At 69.9% G+C, this 19144-nt stretch carries 12 protein-coding genes and 1 pseudogene; 8 read left to right on the forward strand and 5 right to left on the reverse strand.

Going from position 1 to position 19144, the window contains the following annotated elements; all coding sequences use genetic code 11:
* Positions 1-102 precede the first annotated feature (102 nt).
* Positions 103-1653, forward strand: a complete 1551-nt coding sequence (locus N6H00_RS15040) for a N,N-dimethylformamidase beta subunit family domain-containing protein (protein ID WP_268976973.1) — start codon at positions 103-105, stop codon at positions 1651-1653.
* 82 nt (positions 1654-1735) lie between these two features.
* Here N6H00_RS15040 and N6H00_RS15045 read toward each other — a convergent pair whose 3' ends face one another.
* On the reverse strand, positions 1736-4624 hold the full coding sequence (locus N6H00_RS15045; protein WP_443073216.1) for a glycoside hydrolase family 48 protein: 2889 nt from the start codon (positions 4622-4624) through the stop codon (positions 1736-1738).
* Between the two features lie 309 nt (positions 4625-4933).
* Here N6H00_RS15045 and N6H00_RS15050 point away from each other — a divergent pair, with 309 nt between their 5' ends.
* Together N6H00_RS15050 and N6H00_RS15055 are read left to right on the forward strand one after the other, a co-directional pair.
* Positions 4934-6121 carry a glycoside hydrolase family 5 protein gene (locus N6H00_RS15050; protein WP_268972196.1) on the forward strand — a complete coding sequence of 396 codons (1188 nt, stop codon included), beginning with the start codon at positions 4934-4936 and terminating at the stop codon, positions 6119-6121.
* The gene (locus N6H00_RS15055) at positions 6118-7485 is read left to right on the forward strand and encodes a glycoside hydrolase family 6 protein (RefSeq protein ID WP_443072956.1); all 1368 of its coding nucleotides are present in this window, start codon (positions 6118-6120) and stop codon (positions 7483-7485) included. Before N6H00_RS15050 ends, N6H00_RS15055 begins: the two co-directional genes overlap by 4 nt.
* Before the next feature lie 119 nt (positions 7486-7604).
* Here the strand turns inward: N6H00_RS15055 and N6H00_RS15060 are convergent, their stop codons facing one another.
* Positions 7605-8663, reverse strand: a complete 1059-nt coding sequence (locus N6H00_RS15060) for a LacI family DNA-binding transcriptional regulator (protein ID WP_268972197.1) — start codon at positions 8661-8663, stop codon at positions 7605-7607.
* 279 nt (positions 8664-8942) lie between these two features.
* Here N6H00_RS15060 and N6H00_RS15065 point away from each other — a divergent pair, with 279 nt between their 5' ends.
* From N6H00_RS15065 to qcrB, 5 genes are all read left to right on the forward strand, one after another.
* Positions 8943-10274, forward strand: coding sequence for an ABC transporter substrate-binding protein (locus tag N6H00_RS15065; RefSeq protein WP_268972198.1), 1332 nt, complete (start codon positions 8943-8945; stop codon positions 10272-10274).
* 5 nt (positions 10275-10279) lie between these two features.
* Positions 10280-11296, forward strand: coding sequence for a carbohydrate ABC transporter permease (locus N6H00_RS15070; RefSeq protein WP_268972199.1), 1017 nt, complete (start codon positions 10280-10282; stop codon positions 11294-11296).
* Positions 11297-11313: 17 nt separating this feature from the next.
* On the forward strand, positions 11314-12225 hold the full coding sequence (locus N6H00_RS15075) for a carbohydrate ABC transporter permease (protein WP_268972200.1): 912 nt from the start codon (positions 11314-11316) through the stop codon (positions 12223-12225).
* 127 nt (positions 12226-12352) lie between these two features.
* Entirely contained in the window at positions 12353-13756 is a 1404-nt protein-coding gene (locus tag N6H00_RS15080; RefSeq protein ID WP_268972201.1) for a GH1 family beta-glucosidase, read from the forward strand.
* A gap of 179 nt (positions 13757-13935) precedes the next feature.
* Complete coding sequence (gene qcrB, locus N6H00_RS15085; RefSeq protein ID WP_268972202.1) at positions 13936-15618, forward strand: cytochrome bc1 complex cytochrome b subunit; 1683 nt, start codon at positions 13936-13938, stop codon at positions 15616-15618.
* 179 nt (positions 15619-15797) lie between these two features.
* Here the strand turns inward: qcrB and N6H00_RS15090 are convergent.
* The 3 genes and pseudogenes from N6H00_RS15090 to N6H00_RS15100 form a co-directional block, all read right to left on the reverse strand.
* Positions 15798-16697: pseudogene (locus N6H00_RS15090) on the reverse strand (chitinase); the annotation flags it as partial.
* Between the two features lie 276 nt (positions 16698-16973).
* The gene (locus N6H00_RS15095; protein WP_268972203.1) at positions 16974-18422 is read right to left on the reverse strand and encodes a sensor histidine kinase; all 1449 of its coding nucleotides are present in this window, start codon (positions 18420-18422) and stop codon (positions 16974-16976) included.
* Positions 18419-19132 (reverse strand): response regulator transcription factor, encoded by a 714-nt coding sequence (locus N6H00_RS15100; RefSeq protein ID WP_268972204.1) that lies wholly within the window; start codon positions 19130-19132, stop codon positions 18419-18421. Before N6H00_RS15100 ends, N6H00_RS15095 begins: the two co-directional genes overlap by 4 nt.
* Between the last annotated feature and the right edge of the window lie 12 nt (positions 19133-19144).

Below are 19144 nucleotides of genomic sequence, written 5' to 3' on the forward strand. Positions count from 1 at the left end.
CACGATGGCACGGTGGACGGAGAACATGGCCGCATAGCCGGCGGGCTGGGCCGCCGGGGCTTCCTCGGAGCCGCCGCCGCGGCGGGTGCCGGGGCCGCCGGGATGGCCGCGACGGGCTGCGACTCCTCGGCCGAACGGAACGGCGGCCACCGCGCCCGCCCGTCCCGTCGCGGCGACGCCGCGCGCCGCGCGGAGGAGGCGGAGCGGGCCCGGCCGGGCAATGCCGACTGGCGCATCCGCTCGACGGGGCCGCCCGATGCCATCGAGGGCTACGCCGACCGGGTGAGCGTCCTGCCTGGTGAGGAGTTCGGGCTGTACGTGTCGACCACGGCCCCCGCCTTCCGCGTATCGGCCTACCGGATCGGCTGGTACGGCGGGGCGCAGGCACGGCTGGTGTGGCGGTCGGGCCGGGTGGCCGGCCGGAAGCAGGGCGTGCCGCTGTTCCTCGACGCCACCCGCACGGTGCGGGCCGACTGGGACCGCTCGCTCCGCGTCCGCACCCGGAACTGGCCGGAGGGCGCGTATCTGCTGCGACTGGACGCCTCGAACCGCCATCAGCGCTATGTGCCGCTGATCGTGCGCTCACGGCGGGCGCGGGGCCGGACGGTGCTGATGCACGCACCGGCCACCTGGCAGGCGTACAACACCTGGGGCGGCTTCAGCCTCTACCAGGGCCAGGACGGTGCCTACGGGACGCGTTCGCTGGCCGTCAGCTTCGACCGGCCGTACGCGGGCAGCGGGGCGGAGAAGTTCCTGGTCTACGAGCGGGCCCTGGTGGTCCTCGCCGAACGGCTGGGCCTGCCGCTCGCGTACACCACGGGGGTGGACGTCCATCTGGACCCGGCCGTGCTGCGGGGCGCCTCGGCCGTCATATCGCTCGGCCACGACGAGTACTGGACCCCTCAGCAGCGGCAGTACGTGACCCGGGCCCGGGACGACGGGACCAACCTGGCCTTCCTCGGCGCCAACACCTGCTTCCGCCGCATCCGGCTGGCCCCCGGCCCCGGTGGTGCGCCCGCGCGCACCGCGATCTGCTACAAGACCGCCTACCGTGACGATCCGTATCTGGTGTCCCACCGCGACCTGGTGACCGCCGACTTCCGCCAGGCCCCCGCGCCCGATCCCGAGTCCTCGCTGACCGGCGTCCTCTACGAGGGCTATCCGACGGACGCCCCGTACGTGGTCCTGGACAGCGGCCACTGGCTGTTCGCCGGGACCGGGGTGGACGACGGCGACTCCTTCGACCACCTGGTGGGCGTGGAGTACGACCGGGTCACCCCGGGCGAACCCACCCCGGCACCGCTGCGGATCATCGCCCACTCCCCCGTGGTCTGCCGGGGGCGGCACAGCCACTCCGACTCCGCGTACTACACCGTGGCGAGCGGGGCGGGGGTCTTCGCCTCGGGCACGATGCGCTGGGTGGAGGCCCTGATGGCCGGGACCCGGGAGAACGGGCGCAACCACGGGATGGACGCGCGCACCGGGTCCTTCGTCACCCGCACCACGGAGAACCTGCTGCGCGCCTTCGCGGCGGGGCCCTGCGGCCGGACCAGGCCCAAACCGAAGGACAATGTGCGCGCGGTGTACGGGGCCGGGACACGGGTGTCCCGGCCCGAGGCCGACACGGGGACGACGGAACGGACCTCGGCGTAGAGCGAGAGCGGCGGGGCTCCCGGTCCGGGAGCCCCGCCGTGGTGCGGTGGTGACCGGCTGACGGCCTGCTCAGACGATCCGGCTATTCGAAGAGGTCCGCGTACGACCCCATCGCCAGCGCGATGTCCGCCTGAGCCCAGAACCGGTGGTACGTGAAGCTCGGGACCGCGCCGCCCTTCAGATACGCCTCGACCTTCGACCAGGCCGGGTCGTCCTCGTAGAAGGAGCGGATCGACGCGAAGGTCGAGCCGGAGTCGATCGTGTCACCGTTCGGCATGGTCCCGGTCCAGCCGCTGGGCACGTAGACCGGGTCGTCGAAGCGGTTGTAGTCGGCGCGGGTCTCCGGGACCGCGATGCCCAGGGCGTCCTGGTAGTTGTTCCACATGCCGTCCAGCAGCGCCTTCGCGGTGTCCCTGGCCTGGGTGTCGCCGGACTTGGCGGCGTAGTAGGACAGGGTCTTGGCGTACGCGGCCGCCACGCCGACGTCGTTGGTGTAGTCGGCGACGGTGACGTGCAGGCTCGCGTTGGCGCCGGGGCTGGCGGCGTTCCAGGTGTCGGGCTGGCCGGACCACTGGAGGGTGGACGGGAACCGGTAGCTGCCGTCGGCGTTGACGGTGGTCTCGGACAGCGCCCACTTGACCCACTTGTCCAGGACCGTCTTGGCGGAGGCGTCTCCGGTGCGGTTGTAGTACTCCGCGACGCGCTCCATGGACCACGCCTGGAAGCCGAACCACTGGTTGGACGGCGGGTCGTGGTAGACCGGCTTCTCGTCGTAGTACATCCCGTAGAAGGTGGACGTGCCCGACGGCGGCGTGGCGTAGCGGCCCTGCCAGCTGTTGGTGGCGCCGCCCGCGATGGCGCCCTCGCTGGACTGGAGCCAGCGGTAGAACTCCAGCTGGCGCTTGAGGCTGGTGGACCAGTCGCTCGCGCCCGTCGCGGACTTGGGCTTGAGGTCGGCGTACGAGCTGAGGGCCCAGGCCGCCATCGGGTTCTGGTAGCCGCCGTGGGCGTGGCTGGAGCCGATGCGCCAGGACCAGCCCGCGGAGGTGTCGGTGGCGCCGCCCCAGGCGTAGTACCAGGACAGCAGGTAGTGGGAGCTGTTCTTGCCGCTGCCGGCCGCGCAGGTGGTCTCCCCGACGCAGTTGCCGACCTTCTTGAAGTACTTGTCGTACATCGCGTAGCGCAGGTAGTCGCCCATCTTGGCGGCCTTGGCGATGTTGCCGGAGATCTGGCCGCCCTTGCCCTGCGCCTTGGCCCACTCCGAGGCCCAGTAGGCGGCCTGGACGACGCGGGCGTCGGCGTCGGGGGCGTTGGTGAACTTCCACTGCTTGGCGTACGCGGCGTCGCCGGTGAACAGGTCCAGATAGCCGTTCTTGCCGCCGTACTTGAAGCTGTCGCAGGTGGGCTGGGTCACGGTCTCCCAGACCGACTCCTGCGGACCGCGCTGGAAGGTGTTGACATAGCTCGGACCGGTGTCGCTCGGCCCCGCCTCGCACTTGCCGGGGGCGTTGCCGTAGCCGTAGACGTTGTCGACGTCCTGGATCCAGTGCATGCCGTAGATGTCATCGGTGCCGTACGCGCTCTTCAGCTCGGCGGCGATGGGGTCGTTCCCGACCGCCACATTGCCGTTGAGCTGCGAGGGGTACTGGGAGGGCTGGTCCCACTCGGGCGCGTAGGTGGCCGGTTTGGACGCGTTGTAGAAGCTGTTGGTGGACTGGTCGGCGTGGGTGGGGATCATGTACTTCTCCATGATGTCCCACGCGTTGTTGAACTTGGACCAGTCGCCGCTGACCTTGCCGTACATCGCCTGGAGCCAGATCAGGTAGCTGTACGCCTCGGAGGTCGTCTCATGGCCGTGGTCGGGGGCCTCGACGATCAGGGTCTCCACCGAGTGGTACGGAACGCCCTCGGGCGAGAAGTAGCCCGCCGAGGGTGCGGTGATCTTGTTGTAGAGGTCCAGGAAGCGGGCGTCGTACACCTTGGCGGCGGCCAGCTGGGTGACGGTGACCTCGGCCTTGGTGTGGCCGGCGGCGGTCGCGGTGAAGGTGGCGGCGCCGGTGCCGCTGCTCGCGGCGGCGATGGTCACCTGCTGGGCGGTGTCCCAGTTGGCGGGGGTGAAGGTGAGGCTGGCGCCCGAGGAGATCGTCAGCCCGGTGTTGCCGGAGGTACGGGCGACGGAGACGGTGACGTTCCCGGACGGCTGGGTGGACAGCTTGACCCCGAACGTCCCGGTCTTGCCCTGCTGCACCCCGAGCTGACCGGGGCTGGCCACCAGCGCGGGCCCGGCCGCCACATGGATGCCAACGGGGGTGGACTCGGCGGAGGCGCCCTGGCTGTCGTACGCCTTGGCATAGAGCGAGTAGTCGCCGGCCGGGACGTCGGTGTAGTCGAAGGCGTACGGGGAGGTGGTGTCGGTGCCGAGGAGCTTGGTGTCGCTGTAGAACTCGACCTTGGTGATCGTCGCACCGTCGGCCGCCGCGGCCGTGGCCGTCATCGGGACGGTGCCGCCGGAGGTGAAGACGGCGCCGGGGGACGGGCTGCTCAGCACCGCGATGGGCGGCTGGTGGGCGCCCCGGCAGGCCACGCCGTTGACGGCGAAGGAGGTGGGGGCGGTGTTGGTGCCGCTGTAGCTGAACTGAGCGCCGGTGGTGACATTGCCCCCGGCCGCGATCTTGGTGTTGTGCGCGGCGTTGGTGACGGTGACGGTCTTGCCGGACTGTGACCAGTTGCCGTTCCAGCCGTTGCTCAGCTTCTGGTTGCCGGCGTAGGCGTAGGTCAGGGTCCAGCCGTCGATGGCGTCGGCGCCGGGGTTGCTGATGGTGAGCTCGGCGGTGAAGCCGGAGCCCCAGTCATTGGTCTTGTAGTCGACCCCGCACTGGACCGCGGCGGCGTGCGCCGGGGCGCCTCCGGCGGCGGTCATGGCCACGGGGAGCGAGAGGGCGGCGACCAGGGCGGTCATCAGCCGTCTCATCCGTAATCGCGTCCCTGACAAGGGCGAGCCACGCTGTGCGCGCATCGGGGGACCTCCTCGCGGTTCGTGCGGGTGGTGGGGAAGAAACCGAGTGTGCGAACCAGTGGGAGCGCTCCCAAGGTTCGTGCGCGCCTGAAAGGGTGTCAAGTCTTTGAACAACACCGGGTCGTCGAACGTCTTCGACCGATAATTCGTGAACGGGATCTGTTGACATGCGCCCGCCGAGCGCTACCTTCACTTCAACCAGTGGGAGCGGTTCCAGCAGTCTGCGCCGCATCGAGCGGCGCGTGGACCTCAAGGAGTCGCTCCATGCGAGCACCACCGCGCCTTTACGCCTTGGCGGCCGCCGCGGCCCTGGCCTTGGCGGGCACCGCCCTGGTGCCGGCCGCCACCGCCACGGCGGCGAGCGCCCCGGCGACGACGGCCGCACCGGCGGCGGCCGGTCCGGCCGGCGCACCGTCGCAGCGGCTCGCCCCCGAGGCCGCACCGCCGAAGCTGCGCGCCTCGGGCAACAAGCTCGTCGACGAGACGGGAGCCACCCGGCGGCTGCTGGGTGTCAACCGCTCCGGCGGTGAGTTCATGTGCGTCCAGGGGCGCGGCATCTTCGACGGCCCGGTGGACGACGCGTCCGTCAAGGCCATCGCGGACTGGAAGGTCAACACGGTCCGGATCCCGCTCAACGAGGAGTGCTGGCTGGGCCTTTCCCACATCAACCCGGCCTATGGAGGGGCCAACTACATCGCGGCGGTCAAGGCGCTCGTCGCCCGGCTGGAGGCCCATGGCATCACGCCCGTCGTCGAGCTCCACTGGACCCACGGCAGGTACACCGGAGGGGACAACCACTGCCCCGACACCGAGTACGCCACCTGCCAGAAGCCGATGCCGGACGCGCAGTACACCCCGGCCTTCTGGACCTCGGTCGCCCGGACCTTCGGGAACGACCAGGCCGTGGTCTTCGACCTGTTCAACGAGCCGTTCCCGGACCGCGCCACCTCCGACCTCACGGCGGCGTGGAAGTGCTGGCGCGACGGCGGGAGCTGTCCCGGAATCGACTTCCCGGTCGCCGGGATGCAGACCCTGCTGAACGCGGTACGGGCCACCGGTGCCAAGAACCTGGTCCTGATCCCGGGGGTGGCCTACTCCAACGATCTGCGCCAGTGGCTGACGTACAAGCCGAACGACCCGGCGGGCAACCTGGCCGCCGCCTGGCACGGCTACAACTTCAACACCTGCGCCAGTGAGAGCTGTTTCGACCAGCAGCTGGCCCCGGTCATCGCCCAGGTCCCGTTCGTGGCGGGCGAGATCGGCGAGAACACCTGCTCCCACGGCTATATCGACCGGGTCATGGCCTGGCTGGACGCCAAGGGCGCCTCGTATCTGGGGTGGACCTGGAACACCTGGGACTGTTCCTCGGGCCCGTCTCTGATCAGCGATTACAACGGCACGCCGACCAACTTCGGCGTGGGACTCCGTGATCACCTGAAGGGAATGCAATGAGCCGCAGAATCCGAATGGCGGGCACCCTGCTCGCCGCCTCCGCGCTGACCATGGGGGCGCTGACCGGCGTGGCGTCCGCCCAGGGGGACAGCGGCAGGGCGGCCGCCGCGAAGGTCGACAACCCGTACGTGGGCGCCAAGGGCTACGTCAACCCCGAGTGGTCGGCGCACGCCGCCGCCGAACCCGGCGGCAGCAAGGTCGCCAACCAGCCGACCGGTGTCTGGCTGGACCGGATCGCCGCGATCGACGGCGTCAACGGCGGGATGGGCCTGCGCGACCACCTCGACGAGGCGCTGGAGCAGTCGGGCGGCAGTCCGACCGTCGTCCAGTTAGTGGTCTACGACCTGCCCGGCCGTGACTGCTCCGCGCTGGCGTCCAACGGCGAGCTGGGCCCGACCGAGATCGACCGGTACAAGAGCGAGTTCATCGACCCGATCGCGGCGATCCTCTCCGAGTCGAAGTACGCCAACTCCAATCTGCGGATCGTGGCCACGATCGAGATCGACTCGCTGCCCAACCTGGTCACCAACACGGGCGGTCGGGCGACCGCGACCCCCGCGTGCGACACGATGAAGGCGAACGGCAACTACGTGAAGGGCGTCGGCTACGCCCTGAACAAGCTGGGCGCCATCGGCAACGTCTACAACTACATCGACGCCGGCCACCACGGCTGGATCGGCTGGGACGACAACTTCAACCCCACCGCCCAGCTGCTCAAGCAGGCGGCGACGGCCGAGGGCAGCACGGTCGACAAGGTGGCCGGGATCATCGTCAACACGGCCAACTACAGCGCGCTGAAGGAGAACAACTTCACCATCAACGACTCGGTCAACGGCACGACCGTGCGTCAGTCGAAGTGGGTGGACTGGAACCGCTACGTCGACGAGCTCTCCTACGCCCAGGCGTTCCGCCAGGAGCTGGTCAACGTCGGCTTCCCGAGCAACATCGGCGCGCTGATCGACACCTCCCGCAACGGCTGGGGCGGCAGCGCCCGGCCGTCCGGCCCCGGCGCGAAGACCAGCGTGGACACCTACGTCGACGGCGGGCGCTACGACCGCCGGATCCACATCGGCAACTGGTGCAACCAGGCCGGAGCCGGGCTCGGCGAACGGCCCAAGGCGGCACCCGCGTCCGGGATCGACGCGTACGTCTGGATGAAGCCCCCGGGCGAGTCGGACGGCGCGAGCTCCGAGATCCCGAACGACGAGGGCAAGGGCTTCGACCGGATGTGCGACCCGACGTACACCGGTAACGCGCGCAACGGCTACAACATGTCGGGTGCGCTGGCGAACGCTCCGTTGTCGGGCCACTGGTTCTCGGCCCAGTTCCAGGAGCTGCTGAAGAACGCCTACCCGGCGCTGTAATCGTACGACCCGTCCCCTGAGGCAGGGCCGGTGAACGCGACGCGTCCACCGGCCCTGCTGCCTTTTGCATGTCAGGACGGCTGAACTTCAGGACGACCGCAGGTCAGAACGGCTGAACCTCAGGACGACTCCCGGCGCACCAGCTGGGTGGGCAGGACCAGTTGGGGCCGTTTGGAGGTGCGGTCCGACGGTTCCCCGATCTCCTCCAGCAGCACCCGCACCATCGCCCGGCCCATCTCCTCGGTGGCCTGCCGGACGCTGGTGAGCGGAGGGTCCATATGGCGGGCGACGGCCGAGTCCTCGAAGCCGACCAGCGCCACGTCGTCCGGGACGTGGCGCCCGTTCTCGCGCAGCACCTGCCGGGCGCCCGCGGCCATCACGTCCGAGGCGGCGAAGACCCCGTCCAGGTCAGGGCGCTGGTCGAGCAGTTGGCGCATCGCCCGGCGGCCGCCCTCCTCGGTGAAGTCCGCGGTCGCCACCAGTTCGGCTTCCACTTCGCGGCCCGCCGCCCGGACCGCGGCGTTGTAGCCTTCCAGCCGGCACTGGGCGACGTACATGTCCAGCGGGCCGGTGATGGTGGCGACCTTCGAGCGGCCGCGGCCGATGAGATGCTCCACGGCGGACTGGGCACCGCCGGTGTTGTCCGAGTCGACGTACGGGACCGATTCATGCGCCGAACGACGGCCGCTGAGCACCGCCGGCATCTCGATCTGCTCCAGCAGATCCGGAAGCGGATCGTCCGCGTGGACGGAGACCAGCAGCACCCCGTCGACCCGGTGCGCGGAGAGGTAGTCCGCGAGCCGCTGCCGTTCCTTGGGGGTGCGGATGAGGGTCAGCAGCAGTTGCAGGTCGGTGTCGGCGAGTTCGGCGCCGACCCCGCGGATGATGTCGGAGAAGTACGGTTCGGCGAACAGCCGGGTCTCGGGCTCGGGGATGACCAGGGCGACGGCGTCGGCACGGTTGGCGGCGAGCGCGCGGGCCACCCGGTTCGGCACATAGCCGAGCTCCGCGACGGCCTGCTCCACGGCCGTACGGGTGCGGTCGCTGACCCGGGGCGAACCGTTGATCACCCGGGAGACGGTGCCGCGGCCGACTCCGGCGCGGGCCGCGACCTCCTCCAGGGTCGGCCTTCCCCGTCCCGCGCCCCGCCCCGCGCCATGCCGCCGCGTTCCTGCCATATCGCGCCTCCAGCCGTCCGTACCCGCAGTTCCAACCCCCCGATGGGCGGCCTGCGGGGACATTCAACAGCAGTGTGGTTTCGGGAAGTTGTTTCGCGCGCTCCCTTGACACCCCAGCGGGGAGCGGCGACCCTTCAACACATCACAGCTGGGAGCGCTCCCACAGTACCTGAGCCATACACAACCCGCACGATGCCCGCCCGGCTCGATGCATCGCAAAGAACCACGTATCACTGCTTTTCGGCCGGAAGCCGTTGGGCGGGGCGCTAGGAGGACGGAATGCGCAGGAGCACTGGTAGTTACCGCAGCAGAGCGGTGGTCCTCGCGGCCGTCGCCGCTTTAGGAGCCGGGCTGCTCAGCGGCTGCGCCGACGACGGCGACGACAGCAAGAGCGGAAAGTCCGGGGGCGGGGGCGGTGGCGGGACCACCATCACCATGGGCCTCTTCGGCACCTTCGGCTTCGAGGAAGCCGGCCTTTACGACGAGTACATGAAGCTCCACCCGGACATCAAGATCGAGCAGACGGTCATCGAGCGCAATGAGAACTACTACCCGCAGCTGCTGAACCACCTCAGCACGGGCAGTGGTCTGGCCGATGTCCAGGGCATCGAGATCGCCAATATCACCGAGGTCGGCCAGACCCAGGCGGCCAAGTTCGTTGATCTTTCGAAGACAGAGGGCGTCAAGAAAGAGAACTGGCTCGACTGGAAATGGCAGCAGGGAACCACGAAGGACGGCAAGACGATCGGCCTCGGGACCGACATCGGCCCCATGGCGATCTGTTACCGCAAGGACCTGTTCGAGAAGGCGGGGCTGCCCACCGACCGTGAGAAGGTCGGCCAGCTGTGGTCCGGCGACTGGAACAAGTACCTGGAGGCCGGCGAGAAGTACATGAAGAAGGCGCCCGGCGACACCACCTTCGTCGACGCGGCCTCCGGCGTGTACAACGCGGTGATCTCCAGCAGCGCCGAGCGCTACTACGACAAGAGCGGCAAGGTCGTCTACAAGGACAGCCCGGCCGTGAAGGACGCCTGGGACATCGCCACCAAGGCGGCCACCGGGCATCTGACCGCCAAGCTCCAGCAGTTCCAGAAGACCTGGGACCAGGCGTTCGCCAACGGCAAGTTCGCCACCGTCGCGTGTCCGCCGTGGATGCTCGGCTACATCCAGGAGAAGGCCGGGGACAAGGCGAAGAACCAGTGGGACGTCGCCGCCGCCCCCAAGCCCGGCAACTGGGGCGGATCCTTCCTCGGCGTCCCGGAGGCGGGCAAGCACAAGGAGGAGGCGGCCAAGCTCGTCGCCTGGCTGACCGCGCCCGAGCAGCAGGCCAAGCTGTTCGCCAAGCGGGGCAGCTGGCCGAGCGCCGTGGCCTCGTACTCCCTGCCCAAGGTGTCCACCGCCAAGCACCCCTACTTCGACAACGCGCCGATCGGCCAGATCTTCACCCAGGCCGCCAAGGGCATTCCGGTCCAGGTACTCGGCCCGAAGGACCAGATCATCGCCTCGAACATCGCGGACATCGGCCTGCTCCAGGTCGACCAGCAGGGCAAGTCCCCTGAGGAGGGCTGGAAGGCCGCGACCAAATCGATCGACAACGCGTTGGACCAGTGACCCGGATGCCGACCACTTCCGGTACCGCCGCGCCCCCCGCAGGGCAGGGGGGCGCGGCCCCGCGCCGCGCCGCCGAGACGGCGCTCCTCGATCCCCGGGAACAGCGGCGGCGCGAACGGCTCAGCCGCCGCTACCGCCGGGACATCCGGTGGAGCCCGTACGCCTTCATCGCCCCGTTCTTCCTCTTCTTCGCCGCCTTCGGGCTCTTCCCGCTGCTCTACACGGGATGGGCCGCGCTGCACCGGGTGGAGCTGACCGACCCCACCCATATGGAGTGGGCCGGGATGCACAACTTCTCCCGGCTGTGGGACGACGAGTTCTTCTGGAACGCCCTCCAGAACACCTTCACCATCGGGGTCATCTCGACCGTGCCGCAGCTGGTCATGGCGCTGGGGCTGGCCCATCTGCTCAACTACAAGCTGCGCGGCTCGATGTTCTTCCGGGTCGCCATCCTCACCCCGTACGCCACCTCGGTGGCGGCCGCGACGCTGGTGTTCGTGCTGCTCTTCGGCCGCGACTACGGAATGGTCAACTGGGCGCTGGACGCGATCGGCATCGATCCGATCGACTGGCAGAACGGCACCTGGACCTCGCAGCTCGCGGTCTCCACGATCGTGATCTGGCGCTGGACCGGCTACAACGCGCTGATCTACCTGGCCGCGATGCAGGCCGTGCCGGGCGATCTGTACGAGTCGGCGGCGCTGGACGGGGCGTCCCGCTGGCAGCAGTTCGTGCATGTCACGATCCCCTCGCTGCGCCCCACCATCCTGTTCACCGTCGTGGTGTCCACGATCGGGGCGACCCAGCTCTTCGGTGAGCCGCTGCTGTTCAACGGCAGCGCGGGCGCCACCGGCGGGGCCGACCACCAGTTCCAGACGCTCGGGCTCTACATGTACGAACAGGGCTGGGTGAATCTGCACCTGGGCCGGGCCTCGGCCATCGCCTGGACCATGTTCCTGATCCTGCTGCTGATCGCCGCCGTCAACTGGCTGGTGTCGCGACGGCTGCGGAAGAGCCAGTGAGGGAGACGAGGACCACCATGACCACCACTGTGTCTGCCACGTCTCCCCCGGCGGCCCCCGCGCCCGCCGCGCCGCCCCCGGCCCGCAAGGGCCGCAACCGGGCCGGTAAGCAGCTGCACGGCGGCTGGATCACCTATACGGTGCTCATCGTCTTCACCGTGGGTTCGCTGTTCCCGCTGGTGTGGACCGCCATCGCGGCGTCCCGCACCAACACCCGGCTGGCCGAGACGCCGCCGCCCTTCTGGTTCGGCGGCAACCTCTTCAGCAACCTGGACACGGCGTGGAACGACGCCAACATGGGCGCCGCGCTGCTCAATACGGCCGTGGTGGCCGGCACCATCGCGGCCGGGACCGTGCTGTTCTCGACCATCGCGGGCTTCGCCTTCGCCAAGCTGCGCTTCCGCTTCAAGAACCTGCTGCTGATGCTCACCATCGGAACGATGATGGTGCCGCCCCAGCTGAGCGTCGTACCGCTGTACATGGTGGTCGCCAAGCTGGAGTGGACCGACCAGTTGCAGGCCGTCATCCTGCCGACGCTGGTGACCGCCTTCGGGGTGTTCTTCATGCGGCAGTACCTCAGCCAGGCGCTGCCGACGGAGCTGATCGAGGCGGCGCGGATGGACGGTGCGAGCAGTCTGCGGATCATCTGGCACGTGGTCTTCCCGGCGGCCCGCCCGGCCATGGCCGTGCTGGGGATGCTCACCTTCGTCCAGGCGTGGAACGACTTCTTCTGGCCGATCATCGCGCTCACCCAGACCGGCAACCCGACGGTCCAGGTCGCCCTGAACGGGCTGGGCCGCGGGTACATCCCGGACCAGTCGGTGATCATGGCGGGTGCGCTGCTGGGCACGTTGCCGCTGCTGATCGCCTTCGTCCTGTTCGGCAAGCAGATCGTGGGGGGCATCATGCAGGGGGCGGTCAAGGGCTAGCGGCTCGCGCCCGGCCCACCGCCCCTCCCCCCGACCCGCGACCGTCCGTCTCCCCTTTCCGTCCTTCCCGTCCGCCGTCTCTCCCCTCCCCTCACGCCCCACCACGACCTCGAATGGGAGCGCTTCCATGACTCTTTCCTTCCCGCCCGGATTCCTGTGGGGCGCGGCCTCGGCCGCCTACCAGGTCGAGGGCGCCGCACAGGAGGACGGCCGCACCCCGTCCATCTGGGACACCTTCAGCCATACCCCGGGCAAGGTGCTCGCGGGTGACACCGGCGATGTGGCCGTCGACCACTACCACCGCTTCCGCGAGGACGTCCGGCTGATGTCGGAGCTGAACCTGGGGGCGTACCGCTTCTCGGTGTCCTGGTCGCGGGTGCAGCCCACCGGCCGGGGACCGGCCGTGCAGCGCGGGCTCGACTTCTACCGCGCGCTGGTGGACGAGCTGCTGGGCGCGGGCATCCAGCCGGTGCTCACCCTCTACCACTGGGACCTCCCCCAGGAGCTGGAGAACGCGGGCGGCTGGCCGGAACGCGAGACGGCCGAGCGGTTCGCCGAGTACGCGGGCATCGTGGCCGGGGCGCTCGGCGACCGCGTCGAGTTCTGGACCACCCTCAACGAGCCGTGGTGCAGCGCCTTCCTGGGCTACGGCTCGGGGGTGCACGCCCCGGGCCGCACCGAGCGGCTGGCCCCGCTGCGCGCCGCCCACCACCTGAACCTCGCCCATGGCCTCGGCGCCCAGGCGCTGCGCGCCGCGCTGCCCGCCCGCGCCCAGGTCGCCATCAGCCTCAACCCGGCGGTGGTCCGGCCGCTCACCGACAAGCCGGAGGACCTGGACGCCCAGCGGCGTATCGACGCGCTGGCCAACCGCGTCTTCAGCGGTCCGCTGCTGCGCGGTGCGTACCCCAGCGATCTGATCCGGGACACCGCCTCGATCACCGACTGGTCGTTCGTCCGCGACGGCGACCTGGCCGTCATCAAGCACCCCCTGGACGCGCTGGGCATCAACTACTACACCCCGTCCCTGGTGTCAGCCGCCGACGACGAGGAATCGGCCGCCCGCAACGACGGCCACGGCGACAGCTCCCACTCCCCCTGGCCGGGCTCGGAGCGGGTCTCCTTCCACCAGACCCCGGGCGAGCGCACCGAGATGGGCTGGACGATCGACCCGAGCGGACTGCACGACCTGCTGATGCGCTACAGCCGTGAGGCGCCGGGCGTACCGCTGTACATCACCGAGAACGGCGCGGCGTTCGACGACAAGCCGGACGCCGAGGGCGCGGTCCACGACCCGCAGCGGATCGACTACCTCCAGGCCCATCTGGCCGCCGCCCACCAGGCCATCGCGGACGGCGCCGATCTGCGCGGCTACTTCCTGTGGTCGCTGATGGACAACTTCGAATGGGCGTACGGCTACAGCAAGCGCTTCGGCGCGGTCTACATCGACTATCCGACCCAGGCCCGGGTGCCCAAGTCCAGTGCCCACTGGTACGCCCGGGTGGCCCGCACCGGAGAGCTTCCGGCGGCGTAGCGGGCCCTCGTCCGCGGCGCCGCCCGCCGGGGGGCGGGCGGCGCCGCGGAGGCCGGACGGGGCGCGCGCACCCTGCGCAACCGGGCCGGTGCCTTCTTCCATCAATGGGATGACGCCCTGATCCACCCGGCCGAAGAGGGCCGTCACCGGGTGGGCACGCCTGGTAAATCCATTGAGACATGAGAGCATTTCCGGAGCGTCGGCAAAGGTTCCGTGATGAGGGATCCGGACGGCGCGCGCCCGCCGGAAAAGGCGAGACCCTCGCCGGCTGGTTCGACGGCCGGGTGGGTCTCTTCACGATGGCCAAGGCCAATCTGCGCAAGGTCTTCCCCGACCACTGGTCCTTCCTGATCGGTGAGATCGCCCTCTACACATTCATCATCATCATTCTCACCGGCGTCTATCTGACCCTGTTCTTCAAACCGGCGATGAACGAGGTCGTCTACAACGGCCGGTGGACGCCGCTGAACGGCGTCCGCATGTCGCAGGCGTACGCGTCCACGCTGGACATCAGCTTCGACGTACGCGGCGGACTGCTGATGCGGCAGGTCCACCACTGGGCGGCGGTCGTCTTCATCGCCAGCATGATCGTCCATATGATGCGGACGTTCTTCAACGGCGTCTTCCGCAAACCCCGCGAGATCAACTGGCTCTCCGGCGCCGGGCTGCTGATTCTCGGGATGTTCGACGGCTTCATGGGCTATTCGCTGCCCGACGATCTGCTGTCGGGCACCGGTCTGCGCTTCATGGAGGGCGCGATCCTGTCGATCCCGATCATCGGCACCTATCTGTCGTTCTTCCTCTTCGGCGGGCAATTCCCGGGGATGTCGATCGTGCCCCGGCTGTTCACGATCCATGTGCTGCTGATTCCGGGCATCATGCTCGGGCTGCTGGCGCTCCATATGATTCTGCTCGTCTACCACAAGCACACCCATCATCCGGGACCCGGCCGCAGGAACATGAATATCGTGGGGCCGCCCCTGTGGCCGGTCTATGTGGCCAAGTCCGGCGGTTTCTTCTTCCTGGTCTTCGCCGTCACCACCTTGATGTCGGCCATCGCCCAGATCAACCCGATCTGGGCGTATGGCCCCTACCGGCCCGACAAGGTGTCCACCGACGCCCAGCCCGACTGGTACATGGGCTATTCGGAGGGGCTGATCCGGCTGATGCCGGGCTGGGAGATCAATCTGTGGGGCCACACCCTGGTGCTCGGGGTGCTGATCCCGTTCCTGATCTTCCCCACGGTGCTGCTGGTGATCTGGCTCTATCCGTTCCTGGAGGCGTGGATCACCGGGGACAGACGCGAGCACCATTTCAACGAGCGCCCGCGCAACGCCCCGACCCGCACCGCCTTCGGCGCCGCCTGGATCGCCCTGTACGCGGTTCTGCTGGCGGGCGGTGGCAATGACCTGCTCGCCACCCACTTCCATCTGTCGATCAACGCGATCACCTGGGCCTGCCGGATCGGCTTCTTCGTGGCGCCGGTCGTGGTCTTCGTCATCACCAAGCGGATCTGCCTCGGCCTCCAGCGCAAGGACCGGGAGAAGCTGCTGCACGGCCGGGAGACCGGCATGATCCAGCGGCTGCCGCACGGCGAGTTCATCGATGTGCACGAGCCGCTGTCGCCGGCGGAGAAGTACACGCTGACCTCGTTCGAGCAGTACCAGCCGCTGGCGCTGCCGCCCTCGGTCGACGAGGCCGGGGTCACCCGCAGGCTGCCCTTCAAGGACCGGCTGCGCGTCCGGCTGTCCCGGAGCTACTTCGGCACCGACGGCCAGATCGCCAAGCCCACGCGGGAGCAGGTCGAGGAGCACGAGCGGCACGAGGAAGAGGTGCGGGCCGAGGAGCCCCAGCGCCCGTAGGGCGGACGGAAACGGCGGGGCGCGGCGGGGTGGGAGTCCGTCCGCGCCCCGCCGTGTGGGGGGTGCCGTGGGGGGTGTGTTCGTGGGGCTTGTGTGGTTCAGGCGGCTGACGGGCGGTGTGGGGCCGCGCCGGGGTCAGCCGCTACGGGCGTGTCAGCCGTTCCGGACTGCTAGCCGTGTCAGCCGTTGTACGCGCCGAGCGCCTTGGTGAACGCGAACTCTTCCTGGTCGATCGAGCTGCAGGTCGGCGACGCGGTGTCCTGGGGAGCCGGGCACGCCTTGTCACGGGTGGCGGACCACATGGACAGCCAGGCCAGCCCCTTGGACTTGGCGAACTCCACCAGCTGGGAGGCGTCGTCGACCTTGAATATCTCGGTCGACACGTCGTTGACGCCGATCATCGGGGTGACCGCGACGGCCTTCCACGCCTCGTCGTCGCTCAGCCCCAGGGCGTCCTTGATCTGGCCCTGGGTCGCCGTGGCCGCGTCGATCGCGTACTGGCCCATGTCGCCGTCGAAGGAGGCGCCGTAGTCCATCGCCATGATGTTGACGGCGGAGACCTTCACGCCGTTCTCCTTGGCGTTGGCGACGAGGTCGACACCGTCCTGGGTGAGACCGGTGGGGAGCACCGGCAGGGTGAAGGAGACGTCCAGGTCGGGGTTGCTCTGCTGGAGCTTGGCGATCGCCTGGGCGCGGCGGGTGTTGGCCTCCTTGTTCGGGAGCGCGCTGCCCTCGATGTCGAAGTCGACCTTGGTGAGCTTGAGGGCGTCCACGACCTTGCCGTAGGCCGCGGCCAGCTCGTCCGCCGAGGAGCAGGCCAGGCCCAGTTCGGAGCCGGAGGCGCCGCCGAAGGAGACCCGGACGTCGCCGCCGGCCGCCCGCAGCTGCTCGGTCTGCTTGGCCACCGCGTCGTCGCCGACCTCGGTGACGCCGCCCCACTTGGGGGTGCAGCCGCCGCCGGAGGTGATGAAAGCGAGGTTGAACTCCTTGACGCCGGTCTTCTCTGCGGTGCCCACCATGTCGTAGGCGGGGTAGAGCGAGGTGTCGATGTACGGGGCGAAGCCGCCGGTGGCCGCCGCGGTGGGCTTCGCCGAGACGGTGTCGGCGTTCGCCGCCCCGCTGAGCGCGAACGCCATGCCACCGGCCACGACGGCGGCGGCGGTCGCGCCGATCACCTTGGTGGTCCGGCTCGCCTTGCGACGGTGCGTGCTGCTCATCACGTGCCTGCCTTCGCTGTGCGGATGTGGGGGGTGGTGGTGCGGGCGCCACGCTAGCGAGGGGAAGTCGGACAAACGGCAGGATCCGTGCACTGGCCATGGATCTTATGGCTGCCTTAAGGAACTCATCGGCGCCGATTAATGCTCCGCGGGCTTGGCCGGCTCCACGGACGTGACCGGCTCTACGGACGTGGCCGCCCCCGCGGGCCCCACCGGCTCCGCCCGGCCACGGGCCTTCTTCTTGCGCCCGCGCCGCCGCTGCCCCCGGCCCACCGACCCGCCGCCGGTCAGCGAGAGCCACACCCGTACCTCGGTGCCGCCCAGCACCGACCGTCCGATGCGCAGATCGCCGCCCGTGGACTCGGCGACCCGGCGCACGATGTCCAGGCCGAGGCCGGTCGAGCCGGGGCCGCCGTCGCCGTGGCCCCGGCGGAGCGCCGCGTCCGGGTCGTCGATGCCGGGTCCCGCGTCCGAGACCAGGATGATCACGCTGTCCTCGCCGGTGTGCACGTCGACCGCCAGTGCGGTCCCCTCGGGCGTGTGCCGGAAGACATTGCCGAGCAGGGCGTCCAGGGCGGCGGCGAGTTCGGCGCGGGCGACCGGCACCCGTACGGTCCGGTCGACCCCGGCCAGCCGCACCGTGCGGTCCTCGTCCTCGGCGAGCGCGGACCAGAACTCCATCCGCTCCCGGATGACCGCACAGGCGTCACAGCCGGAGCGGGTGTGCGTCTTGTGCTGGCGCGCGGTGCGGATGATCTGGTCGACCTCGCCCTCCAGCTGGGCGACGGCGGCGCGGGTCTGGTCGGCCGCCGGTCCCTCGCCCAGCGAGGCGGCGTTGAGGCGCAGCACGGTGAGCGGGGTGCGGAGCCGGTGGGAGAGGTCGGCGGCCAGTTCGCGCTCGCTGGCAAGGAGCTGGACCACCTGGTCGGCCATGGAGTTGAACGCGGCGGCGGCCGCCCTCAGTTCGGCCGGGCCGTCCTCCGGTACGCGCACCCCGAGCTCGCCCCGGCCCAGGTCGTGGGCGGCCCCGGCGAGCCGCCCGGCGGGGCGCACCAGCCGGGTGCCGAGCCGGTCGGCGATGGCGACGGCGCCGACGATCAGCGCGAGGCCGACGCCCGCGAGCACCAGCCAGGACGTGGTGACCCCGCTGGTGACCACGCCCCGCGGGACGTACACCTCCACCACCGCGACCTGACCGGTGCTCAGCGCGGTCGGCTGGAGCAGCGCGTAGCCGCCGGGGGCGTCGGACACCGAGGCGCGGCCCAGCCGCCGCGCGGTGGTCAGCTCGCCCTTGGCGGCGCGGCTCTCCCCGATGTCGTAGCCGCTCCCCGGCCGGCCCGGCTCATCCGGGACGTGCACCGCCATCCGGCCGTCGCCGCCCGCCTGGGTGCTGGCGACCGCGCGTTGCAGCCGCGCCCGCTCGGTGGTGATGGCGAGCGCCGGGCCGATCGTGGCCGCCTGCCGCTCGGCGTCGGCGAACGCCCGGTCCCGGGCCAGCTCCTTGACGACGAGGCCGAGCGGTACGGCGAAGGCGACCACGACCATCGCGGTGACGGCCAGACAGACCTTGACCAGAGCCCATCTCACGCGTGCTCCGCCGGGGGCTCCAGTTTGACGCCGACCCCGCGCAGCGTATGGAGATAGCGCGGCCGGGCGGCCGTCTCGCCGAGCTTGCGACGCAGCCAGGACAGGTGCACGTCAATCGTCTGGTCGTCTCCGTACGCCTGCCGCCACACTTCGGTGAGCAGTTCCCTGCGCGGTACGACGACGCCGGGCCGCCCGGCGAGATACGCCAGCAGATCGAACTCCCGGCGGGTCAGATCGAGCGCCACCCCGTCCAACTCGGCCTGCCGGCGCAGCGGATCGACGGCCAGCCCGCCGACCCGGAGCACCGCCGGGGGCGCCGCCGCACCGCCCGGTTCGCCCGCCGCGCCGCCGCGTGAGCGGCGCAGCACGGCGGTCATCCGGGCGGAGAGATGCGCCACGGAGAACGGCTTGACCAGGTAGTCGTCGGCGCCGTCGTTGAGCATCCGGACGATCTCGGCCTCGTCGTCCCGGGCGGTCGCCACGATGACCGGCACATCGGTGATGCCGCGGAGCATCTTGAGCGCCTCCGCCCCGTCCAGATCGGGCAGACCGAGGTCCAGGATGACGACGTCGAATCCGATGTGCGCGACCTCGCGTAACGCCTCCAGGGCGGTGCCGACGCTCCGCACGGCATGGCTCGCCTCGGTCAACTGCCGGATGAGGGCTGAGCGCACGAACTGGTCGTCCTCGACCACAAGCACACTTGCCATGAGCGGCACCGT

Source organism: Streptomyces sp. S465, assembly GCF_026898115.1.
Lineage (GTDB): Bacteria > Actinomycetota > Actinomycetes > Streptomycetales > Streptomycetaceae > Streptomyces > Streptomyces luomodiensis.

Excerpts from the sequence above, each read along its gene's own strand:
- N6H00_RS15040 (WP_268976973.1), top strand. The coding sequence starts at position 103 with ATGGCCGCGACGGGCTGCGACTCCTCGGCCGAACGGAACGGCGGCCAC.
- N6H00_RS15045 (WP_443073216.1), bottom strand. The coding sequence starts at position 4,624 with ATGAGACGGCTGATGACCGCCCTGGTCGCCGCCCTCTCGCTCCCCGTG.
- N6H00_RS15050 (WP_268972196.1), top strand. The coding sequence starts at position 4,934 with ATGCGAGCACCACCGCGCCTTTACGCCTTGGCGGCCGCCGCGGCCCTG.
- N6H00_RS15055 (WP_443072956.1), top strand. The coding sequence starts at position 6,118 with ATGAGCCGCAGAATCCGAATGGCGGGCACCCTGCTCGCCGCCTCCGCG.
- N6H00_RS15060 (WP_268972197.1), bottom strand. The coding sequence starts at position 8,663 with ATGGCAGGAACGCGGCGGCATGGCGCGGGGCGGGGCGCGGGACGGGGA.
- N6H00_RS15065 (WP_268972198.1), top strand. The coding sequence starts at position 8,943 with ATGCGCAGGAGCACTGGTAGTTACCGCAGCAGAGCGGTGGTCCTCGCG.
- N6H00_RS15070 (WP_268972199.1), top strand. The coding sequence starts at position 10,280 with ATGCCGACCACTTCCGGTACCGCCGCGCCCCCCGCAGGGCAGGGGGGC.
- N6H00_RS15075 (WP_268972200.1), top strand. The coding sequence starts at position 11,314 with ATGACCACCACTGTGTCTGCCACGTCTCCCCCGGCGGCCCCCGCGCCC.
- N6H00_RS15080 (WP_268972201.1), top strand. The coding sequence starts at position 12,353 with ATGACTCTTTCCTTCCCGCCCGGATTCCTGTGGGGCGCGGCCTCGGCC.
- qcrB (WP_268972202.1), top strand. The coding sequence starts at position 13,936 with ATGAGAGCATTTCCGGAGCGTCGGCAAAGGTTCCGTGATGAGGGATCC.
- N6H00_RS15100 (WP_268972204.1), bottom strand. The coding sequence starts at position 19,132 with ATGGCAAGTGTGCTTGTGGTCGAGGACGACCAGTTCGTGCGCTCAGCC.